This window comes from Streptomyces sp. NPDC037126, assembly GCF_055605965.1.
The window spans coordinates 54,189-63,192 of record NZ_JBVJTD010000032.1 but is presented as its reverse complement, the minus strand read 5'-3'; the positions used below and the strand labels follow the sequence as shown (position 1 = coordinate 63,192).

The window sequence follows — 9,004 nt, the reverse complement described above, 5'->3', positions numbered from 1 at the left end:
GAACGGGAGATGGCCCCGGTCGGGAACTTCAACCCTGGAGGAACAATGGCGCTTGCCTCTGCTGAGAGCTTTCTGCCCAACGGCTTCGCGAACACCGAGTTCGCCGGTTTCGTCACCCGCGTGATGTGGGGGATGGAGGAGGGGCGGGCGACGGCGAGTACGCGATGCTCGTCGTCGCCATCCCCACCGGTCAGATGGACCGGGGCGGGAACATCATCGTCCGGGACTTCACGGTGTGGGTTCCGGACGGTCAGATCGAGGAGATCAAGAAGGCGTACCCGCACAACGGCCCGCAGGGCGACGCCCGGAGCCGCGCGATCCCGCTCCCCATGGCGCGGCCGGTGCTGGTCGTCGTCGGAAACGGAATGATCGGGTCCGAGTTCAACGAGTACACGAACCGCAAGGGGGAGCGGGTCCGCACGTCGAAGGTGGTCGTCAACCCCGAGCGGCTGAACCTGGCCCCCGGCAAGCTCTCCAAGCCCCTGCCGACCAGGTCCAAGCGCTAACCCCCAGGTCCTCGGGGCGGAACCACCGCCCCGAGGGCCGCCCGCCCAGCGCCTTGTGCCGCGCAGCGGCACGGCCCGGCGCCGAAGGCGCCACCAGCCCGGAGGGCTGGCGCTGGGGGTCGCGCAGCGACCCCGCTCGGCGCGGAGCGCCGCCTCAGGCTGTGCCGCGCAGCGGCACAGCCTCCAGGTGCCGGAGGCACCTGGAGGTGAGCGCGGAGCGCTCACCGTCCCGCCGGCGCGGAGCGCCGGGGCTCACTTCGCCTGTACTCCATACCTGCTGAGGTCTGGCCTACCCCCACATGTCGCCGCCTTTTACGGTCAGGTTCGTCCTGCCACCGGAGTCCGGGGGCGCCTCCGCCGGTTCGGGCTGCTCCGCTTCCGGTGCCTCAGGTTGCTCCGGAGGCGTGGCCATCTCCTCGAAAAAGGGATCCGGCTCTTCCTGCTTGTGCTGGGGCTCGGGCTGAGACAGGGGTGGCGGTGTGGTTTCGGACCGGGGTGCCTGTTCCAGAGGTGGTGGCGGAGTGGGGAGGTGCTTGGTCAGGACCACCTGCTGCTGGGCCTCAGGAGTTGGGGGCGCGGTGTGGCGTGGGGCCAGGAGCATGCGGACGGTCTGGACGGAGTCGGTCGGGCTGCCGACGGCGACGACCGCTTGGCCGGTGCTGAGTTCGCGCAGTTCGTTGGGGTGGACCTTGAAGCGGTCGACCCTGCGCAGTGAGCCGGCGCCGGATCCGACGGTGGCGGATCCGAGGAGCGTGATGTCCTCTTGGACCTGGACGGTCTCCTCCCACCCTTGGCGCGTGCCGAGGAGTTCGGCGATGGTCTCCGCCGCAGCCTTCTGGCGGTGCAGGATCAGGACGTTGGTGTTGGTCATGACCGCGGCCGCGAAGCCTTCGCCGACTTCGGTCAGGTCGGCCATGTCCTGGGTGCACAGGATGAGTCCGCCGCCTGCGGCGCGGATGCGCTGGAAGAGTCCGGCCATGGTGGATCCGCCCAGGGCGCTGAACTCGTCGACGCCTGCGATGAACAGGCCGCCGGATGCTCCCCAACGGTCGGCCAGCAGTCGGTCGCCGACGCTGCCGAGATCGGTCAGGAACAGGCTGCCAATCTGCCGGGCGGCTCGGGCGTCCGTGGCCGAGGCGAGGGACAGCAGGACCACGTCTCCGGCCCGGATCGACTCGTACAGGTCAATGCCGTCTGGGTCTTCTGTCAGGATTCGCCTGGCGTCTCCTGATACGAGGTTGCGCACACGGGTGGCCAGGCCGGGAATGGACCGCCGGAGGTCCTTGGCTTCGTCCTGCAGGTAGTCGAGGTACTGGGAGATGTCCTGGCCGACCGGTCCGGAGAAACGGTTGAGCCGGTTCGACAGGCCCTTGATCGTCATGAGCCGGGCCAGGTCGGGCAGGTCCCGCCTCCACGGGCGGACCCCGTCCGTGAACTGCTCGGTCAGGTGCGGCTGGGCGACCAGGTCGTCGAGGGCCCGCACGCAGTACAAGAGGAACTCTTCGGCTGCTTCACGGTGGTGCGGCTCGCTGAATCCGCCGCCGGCCACCTGGTCCAGGCACTCGACGATGCGGGACCTGACCTGCTCGGCGGTGCCTTGCCGGATCGGGTTGTAGCAGTCACCGTGGCCGGTGACCGTCACCAGCCGGAAGCGACGGCCTGCCTCGTGGGCGGCTCCGCGCAGCGCCTCGGCGAGCTCCGGGTCCCCCTTCATGTCGGCGAAGAGGAAGGGGATGTTCAAGGCACGGGCGTGAGGGCTGACGACCAACTCGTGGACGAGCCGCTCGATGCTGCGGGTCTTGCCGTAGCCGGTCGCGCCGGCGACGAAGGCGTGCTGCCTGAGTGCGCGGCCAGGAACGACACAGGGCTTGCCGGTGTGCATGTCCACACCGAGGCGCAGGGTCAGGTCGTCGACCGAGGTGACCGCGGGACGGTCGTCCCGGCGGGTCATGTTCTTGACTCGCGATTCGACCCGCCGTTGCGGAGCCAGGCTTTCTACGTCCCTCCATTCGGCCAGGAATCGGGAGCGCCACATAAGCCAAAGGCCACCGATCAGGGCGCCCATGGTGAGCGCGTAGGGAAACTGACCGATTATCCAGGACGGCCACTGCTCCGCAGCAGTACGGCGGATAGAATCCCAGCTGCCGGTTTTCCGCATCTCATCGGCCACCTGACGGTATGGGCGCATGTATCCGCGTCCCGCGCCGGCCATCACTGCAGCAACGAATCCGCAGGCTCCTGCTACGGCTATCCATTTGCGAGCTTTTTTGGCCAGGAACTGACCAGCAGCTACAAACCCCAAGGAAACCAGAGCAATCAGTGGTGCCGCAAGAAAAAGAAGAGCCGCCGCCCCTCTGAAAACGGACTGCCCTGATGAAACGTTCTTCTCGGCGACTCCCCATTGCGTGGGGGGCCGTCCCTCCACATCACCGCGCGCCCGATAATCAGCCACTACCCGACCCCCTTTTCATCAACTACTTGCATCGTTCACCGCCGCCTTTACCACCGTCCCGCACAACCTTCCCGCCCCCTATAACACCTCCCTCACTCCCATCACCCTTCTCCCTCCACACATTTCTTCTCTTTTTCTTTTCCCTTCTCTCTTCTCTTCTCTTTTTCTTTCACTTCCCCCATCTCCTCTTCCCTCTCGTTCTCCCCCTCTCTTCCTCTCCTCCTCTTCCTCTCCCCCTGTCCTCATCCTCAGACCCTAGCCTCTCCTCTCACCACTACTCACTCTTCGTATCTGACTGACTGACGTTGTGAGAGTGGGGTCTCCGACGGCGAAGTGACGATCTACCAGGTCAGATCGATCTGAACTATGCTTGGTGCAGCATAGGTTGAGCAGAGGAGAAAGCATGGATTCGAGCATGGTTGTGGATCCGGGCGGGAGTGAGAGTCCGAGCCGCAGTCAACTCCACCGACCCCAGAGGCGGCTGACGTCCCGTGACGTTGAGATCCTGGCCTGGATGGGCCGCTGGCGGGCCGTTACGGCCCGCCAGGTGGCAAGGGAGTTCAACAAGCGTGACGGGAATCGTCGGCTGGAGATCTACGAGCGTCGGATGAGGGCGCTGCATGAGCTCGGACTGGTAGATCACGCGAGAATGCTTGCGGATTACCCTCGAGTGCATTGGCTGACGCGTGAAGGGTTGAGGGCGGTGGAGTTGACCGGTTCTACCGGAGCTCCCAAAATCGCCGAACTGGAGCACGATCTTTCCGTTATCGATTTGGCTCATCACCTGGCGGAGATACAGCCGTCCCACACGATCATGACTGAGCAAGAAATCCGAAGGACGGAGCCCAACCCTGCAGCTGGCCCTGAATCTCGCCTACGGTCGGATATCGAGATGGGAGCAGGCCGGGGAACCGGTGGTCGAGCATTTCCGGATCTCGCATCCCTGGTGGATGGGTCGGATGTTTGGGTGCATGAGCTGGAACGCAGCCGAAAGAGCAGGCCTCGCCTGACACGGATCATGCTCTCCTATGCTTATGCCCCGCATATCTCCGGAGTCGTCTACTGGGCCTACCCTCATCTTCTCGCCGGGGTTCAGGCCGCCGCTAATGACGCAAATATCAGTGCGGAGCAGGCCGGTCGGGAACCACGTATTGTGGTGCGTCCATGGGAAAGACCCTGAAGAGGAATTTGCGGGTGCTGTGAGAGATCCTGGATTGCAGGCTTGGAGCGTCCTGCGTCTCGCGACTATGGCAGCGGGCAGACTCATGGGCGTGCCAGCTCATGCAGCTGTCCCACGAGCCGTCTCAGCCTGACGACTGTTCCCGCGTACCTGTCCGGTCACGGCCGTTGGCCGATCCATCGACTGGCCGGCGTCCCGGCCACGACCGGTTCTCCGGGTCCCCTCTCGTCACGGCCAGACGCAGCGGAGGGGCGTGCGACCGGGGCGGGTCGGTCAGCCGGTCGATGGATCGGCCGCGGCCAGTCGACGGAGAACCGGTCATGGCCGGGTGACCGGTTGGTGTCCATCGGCCACCTGGCCGCGTCTGCCGGAGGCGTCGGCCAAGCCCGGCCACGCCCACCGGTCACATCGGTCACGTGGTTCCGCGAAGCGCCGTCTCGATCGGTCACGTCGGCCATCTGCGGCTTTCAGACTCGGCGCGTCGGTCACGGGCATCGGCCACCATCGGTCACGTCAGGCATCGGCTCCGTCAGGTACCTCTGGCCGCAGCGCGGTGCGGTGGCCGAAGCATCCGGCGGCGCGAAGGACCCGCGGATGGGGAAAGGCCGCAGTGCGCGCTTGTCCGGCCCCTTGCCGGTCCCGGCGGCTCATTGCTGCGGCCGTGGGCTGGTCGTCAGTCACCGGCCATCGGCCACGGCCGTCTGACCGGCCGCTGCACGTGCCCGTGGCCGGACTTTCCTGCCGGTCACGCGCTGGCCGCAGGCTGTCCGTCGGCCAGACCGTGCACTCCGCGCCTGGAAGTCGGCCCGGGCCTTCCAGCGGCCGATGGCAACCGGTGACCGGTCGCTGGCCGCCTGCTTCACGCGGACGGTCACGGTGGCCGAAGGATCGACCAGGCTACCTACATCGCTCTCTGCTCGGCCAGGCGGACGCTGGCCTGCGGTGTACCACCTGCACCGTCTGCGACTGTTTGTTCATATACAGACTGATGTCGCCTGATAACGGGAAAAGACGGTACTGGCGGTACAGCGGGGCCAGGCTGACGAAGGCGCGCCCTCGTACATGGCCTGTGCGGCGCGCCGTGTCCGGGAGAGCGTCCGGGCGTCCTACCAACCTCTGTACGAGTACGGCCAGCTCGGTGCCGAACCCATACCAGCGCGCCCTGGTACGGCACCGCTGGTACGCGGCACCCACCGGCCGTGGTCCTTCCGCGTAATAGGTCTTCCCATCACGGATTTCGCGGCCGCTCCTGTCCAAGGAAGCACTTCCCCTCCTGAAGAGGTGGAGGGGTTGCGCGGCTTACCCGTCGGTCCTCCAACGTGATCCCGGCCGTCACCCCGGCGGCCGTGCAGACCCCCTACAGGAGGACCCCAATGCCCGCCGACCACACGCAGCTGCTCGTCCTGGCACTCGTCGCGACCGCGCTCGTCGGCCACATCGCGCACACCCACCGGCGCACCATCCCGGTCCTGACGCTCTGCGCCGGCGTCTTCGTCGCCGTGGCGGCGGTCCTGAAGCTGTGATGCCCGGTATCGGGCCCGGGGGTGTTCCTCCGGGGCACACCCCGGAGGTGCCACCGCCCCGGCCGTCCGCAGCGCTCGAGTACGTCAGCGACGTGCAGCTGTTCCCTCGCCTCATGGCAAGGGCTTCGAGCCTGGTGCTGTACGCCGCGATCACTTCGGCCGAGGTGAGGATGGCTTCGTAACCGAGAGTCGACACCGTTTGTCACCGAGTTTGGGCAGCGATTGTCGATCGCAGAGCCGGAAAATGTTGGTGAGAACTGACACCGGTGCGAGATGGGTGAACCCTGCGTCGCCGCGCTGCGCGGCTCTTGCTGAAGGGGCCCGTCACATAGGGAGTGAGGACAGCCGTACTGGCCCTGGGGGCCACCGGGCGTCGTCGCGCAGGGGCGTCACCATGGTCCGCAGCGGCATGGTCACGAGGCGGCCTTCGGGGTGTTCGACGAGTACGTCCTTGTCGAGCGGGTGCCATCCGAGGCGCTGGTAGAGCGACACGAGGGGAGGTCGGCAGAAGAGGAGTGCGTGTTGAGGACCCATCGTTCGGGCGTGCTCCAGGGCAGCTGTGACGACGAGGCGAGCGAGGCCCTGACCTTGCATGCCGGGTGAGACGGCCACCCCGCCGACGCCCACCACCTCTGTCTCGGCGCCGCCGATCGCAACAGGCAGTCGCAGCAGGCCGGCGTGCGCCACGAGGCGGCCGTCGTACCGGATGCCGAAGTGCTCTTCTTTCGGCAGCCAGGTCAGACCGGTCCAGGCGACACCGAAGGGATCATCGCTGATGCCAAGGATCTCCTCCTGGTCCGCCTTCGTGTAATGGGCGAGCCGCACCACAGTCGGTGCCACAGTGGATCGGTTCTCAGACATTCCCACATGATGATCTCTCCGCCGAGCACTGGCCAAGTGCTGTGAGCGCGCAGGTTCACCGGGTTCGCTGGCCGCTGCGACCGCTGGACTGGTTGGATTACGGCCGACAATGAGGTGTTCGGTCCGGGGCGTGCAAGGTTCCCCCGCGATCCTGCGTCGGGAGGGCACATGCAGCGCGGCGAGGTCTGGTTGGCGGACTTTGACGAGCGGCGGCCGGTAGTACTGCTGTCAGGAGACGAAGCGTCCGGGTTCCGAGCGATGCAGGTCGTCGCTCCTGCGGGGACCGATATCAGCGGTGTGGCCGTCGAGGTGGCAGTGGGGGCGCCCGAGGGGCTGCCTCTCGAGGGCGTCCTTCGAGTGGCGCTGCCACGTCCCGGTCTTGTCCCGTGCACTTGGCTGGTCACGCTGGCCCAGGAAGATCTGACCGAGCAGGTGGGAGTCTTGTCGTCAGCGAAGCTCGGCGAGATCGAGGATGCCCTCCGTGCCGGTGGACTCGAGTAGGCGGCGCACTAGGCTGCTTGATCAGGCAACGAGCGAGGGTCGGCCTCCCCAGCGAAGGTCCTTCTCGCTGCGGATGCGGGCGCGTTCCTTGCGCTGGGCGGCCAGGACGTCAGGGTGACGGGCATTCTTGTTCCGCCAGCGCAGGTAGGCGTGCAGGGCCCGGGTCTGGATCGTGTGGTTCGGATGATGCGTGTTGGCCAGGATGAACTGCCGCAGCGGCCCGAAGCGGGCCTCGACGCAAGCCCCAAGTGGTGTCAAGAATTGGCGATATCACTCTCCGCCAACACCGGGCTGTGTCGCCGCCGATCGACAACCGGTGTGAGGACTCACCGATAAAGCCATGAGGACGACGACCGTGTCGGCGACGTCGGCCAGGGCGAGGACGTCGCGGACGCGCTCGCCCACGGCGTCCGGCTCGGAGTTCGCCGCCTTCGGCGTAGGCCGCCCGGAGCAGGGCGAGGTCGTCGGCTTCGCTGTCGCCGCCGTCGAGGCCGAGCAGCTGGCGCAGGTAGCGGGTCCACTCGATGGCGCGGCGGCACTTGGTCCCCCGCTCGTACTCGTGCCAGCGGGCCAGGTTCCACTCCAGCGAGCCCTGCTCTGCGGCTTCGTCTTCCGGGGCTCCGCCGGCCAGGTGGCCGATGCGGCCGAGCAGCTCGAAGGGCGTGACGTTGATGGGGCTGGTTGAAAATCCCCACCTTGTGCTCAGGGGCGGAACAGACCTGCTCTGCCTGATTCCCCACCGCGTAGCGTGCTGCTCGCCGTCGGGCCGCAGGTCCCGCCCGTCGCAAGTGATCAGGTCCGGTTCCGCCGGTTCGGCTGACACCCCACCGGGGCTCGGCCAGGTCGCCCAGGACCCGAAGCCGTGGCTGGGCTCGGCAGTCTTGTCTGCGGTTTCAAGCCGCGGGCGGGGTGACCTGGTTCTGACGGCTTGCCGCCCGCTGGCTGTGGTGAAGCCGGGCGAGGTCTCAGCCGACGGTGACGGCCATTTTGCCCAGCGCGCTGCCCGATTCCATGACCCGGTGGGCTTCGACGATCTCGTCGAAACGGAAAACCCGTGCCGGCCTTGCCGGGAAGGTCCCTGACTCGACCTTGGCGTAGATCGCTTCCAGGGGAACGTCGGCGAGCGGGAACTCGGGGCTGCCCAGGACGAACGCGCTGCCGAAAAAGCTGAGCTGCACGCCGGTGGGCAGATCGGCGATCGGATCGAAGTCGCGCAACGGCTCGAAGCCCCCGAGGAAACCGAGTTGGCAGACTCGTCCACGGAGGCGGACCGTGGCCAGGGAATCGCGCAGGACGTTGTTGCCGACGAGGTCGAACACCGCGTCGATCGGGGTCATGCCCATGTCGACCTGCGCGGCCAGGTGGCCGTCGTCGATGAGGACGTCCTCGGCGCCGAGTTCCTTCAGGAGCGGCGCGTGCGCGGGGTTCCGGGTGGTCGCGAGCACCCTCGCACCACGGTCGACGGCGAGGTTGACAGCGGCCTGGCCGAGAGAGGAGGTCGCTCCGCGCACCAGGACCCGCTCGCCGGGCCGCAGGTCCAGATTGCCGAACAGCCCGTACCACGCCGTCGCATAGACCGCGGGAACGGCCGCCAGCTCGGCCCATCCCAGTGAGGAGTTCACCACGACCACGTTGGTGGCCGGTACCGTGACCAGCTCGGCGTAGCTGCCGTTGCGGGTGCGGCCCATGCCGCCGAGGATCGCCACGACCGGGGTTCCGGGGGCGAGTCGACCCGAAGGGTCAGCCTCGATCACGCCGGCGCACTCGATGCCGGGGACGGCCGCGACCTCGCCCCATGCACCCGCGCGCATGTATGCCTCCGCGTGGTTGAGGCCGAATGCCCTGACCCGGATCAGCACCTCCCCCTGCGCGGGCACGGGGTCGGGCAGGTCGGTGATGCACAGGACCTCGGGAGCGCCGTAGGTGGAGATGACGATGGCCTTCATGAGCGGGTCCATTCTTGAATAGTGGTTCAACTATT

9 protein-coding genes and 1 pseudogene are annotated in these 9,004 nt (G+C 67.0%); 5 read left to right on the top strand and 5 right to left on the bottom strand.

What is annotated here, in order from left to right; genetic code table 11:
- The first annotated feature begins 125 nt into the window (after positions 1-125).
- Positions 126-506 (top strand): hypothetical protein, encoded by a 381-nt coding sequence (locus ACZ7FF_RS39850; protein ID WP_470818977.1) that lies wholly within the window; start codon positions 126-128, stop codon positions 504-506.
- 289 nt (positions 507-795) lie between these two features.
- Here ACZ7FF_RS39850 and ACZ7FF_RS39845 read toward each other — a convergent pair whose 3' ends face one another.
- Positions 796-2,958, bottom strand: coding sequence for a type IV secretory system conjugative DNA transfer family protein (locus ACZ7FF_RS39845; protein ID WP_470818975.1), 2,163 nt, complete (start codon positions 2,956-2,958; stop codon positions 796-798).
- Between the two features lie 78 nt (positions 2,959-3,036).
- A complete protein-coding gene (locus tag ACZ7FF_RS39840; protein WP_470818973.1) occupies positions 3,037-3,204 on the bottom strand; it encodes a hypothetical protein in 168 nt (55 codons plus the stop codon).
- A gap of 301 nt (positions 3,205-3,505) precedes the next feature.
- Here ACZ7FF_RS39840 and ACZ7FF_RS39835 point away from each other — a divergent pair, with 301 nt between their 5' ends.
- Together ACZ7FF_RS39835 and ACZ7FF_RS39830 are read left to right on the top strand one after the other, a co-directional pair.
- Positions 3,506-4,138: a hypothetical protein gene (locus tag ACZ7FF_RS39835; RefSeq protein ID WP_470818971.1), complete on the top strand. Its 633-nt coding sequence runs from the start codon at positions 3,506-3,508 to the stop codon at positions 4,136-4,138.
- 1,373 nt (positions 4,139-5,511) lie between these two features.
- On the top strand, positions 5,512-5,661 hold the full coding sequence (locus tag ACZ7FF_RS39830) for a hypothetical protein (protein WP_470818969.1): 150 nt from the start codon (positions 5,512-5,514) through the stop codon (positions 5,659-5,661).
- Between the two features lie 324 nt (positions 5,662-5,985).
- Here the strand turns inward: ACZ7FF_RS39830 and ACZ7FF_RS39825 are convergent, their stop codons facing one another.
- A complete protein-coding gene (locus tag ACZ7FF_RS39825; RefSeq protein WP_470818967.1) occupies positions 5,986-6,522 on the bottom strand; it encodes a GNAT family N-acetyltransferase in 537 nt (178 codons plus the stop codon).
- 168 nt (positions 6,523-6,690) lie between these two features.
- Between ACZ7FF_RS39825 and ACZ7FF_RS39820 the strand changes: the two genes are divergently transcribed.
- Positions 6,691-7,023 carry a type II toxin-antitoxin system PemK/MazF family toxin gene (locus tag ACZ7FF_RS39820; protein WP_470818965.1) on the top strand — a complete coding sequence of 111 codons (333 nt, stop codon included), beginning with the start codon at positions 6,691-6,693 and terminating at the stop codon, positions 7,021-7,023.
- Positions 7,024-7,044: 21 nt separating this feature from the next.
- On the opposite strand, the pseudogene ACZ7FF_RS39815 reads toward ACZ7FF_RS39820, so the two are convergent.
- Positions 7,045-7,260: pseudogene (locus tag ACZ7FF_RS39815) on the bottom strand (IS630 family transposase); the annotation flags it as partial.
- A 103-nt stretch (positions 7,261-7,363) separates the two neighbouring features.
- Between ACZ7FF_RS39815 and ACZ7FF_RS39810 the strand changes: the two are divergent.
- A complete protein-coding gene (locus ACZ7FF_RS39810) occupies positions 7,364-7,708 on the top strand; it encodes a hypothetical protein (protein ID WP_470818962.1) in 345 nt (114 codons plus the stop codon).
- Between the two features lie 280 nt (positions 7,709-7,988).
- Here the strand turns inward: ACZ7FF_RS39810 and ACZ7FF_RS39805 are convergent, their stop codons facing one another.
- The gene (locus ACZ7FF_RS39805) at positions 7,989-8,981 is read right to left on the bottom strand and encodes a zinc-binding dehydrogenase (protein ID WP_470818960.1); all 993 of its coding nucleotides are present in this window, start codon (positions 8,979-8,981) and stop codon (positions 7,989-7,991) included.
- Positions 8,982-9,004: the final 23 nt, after the last annotated feature.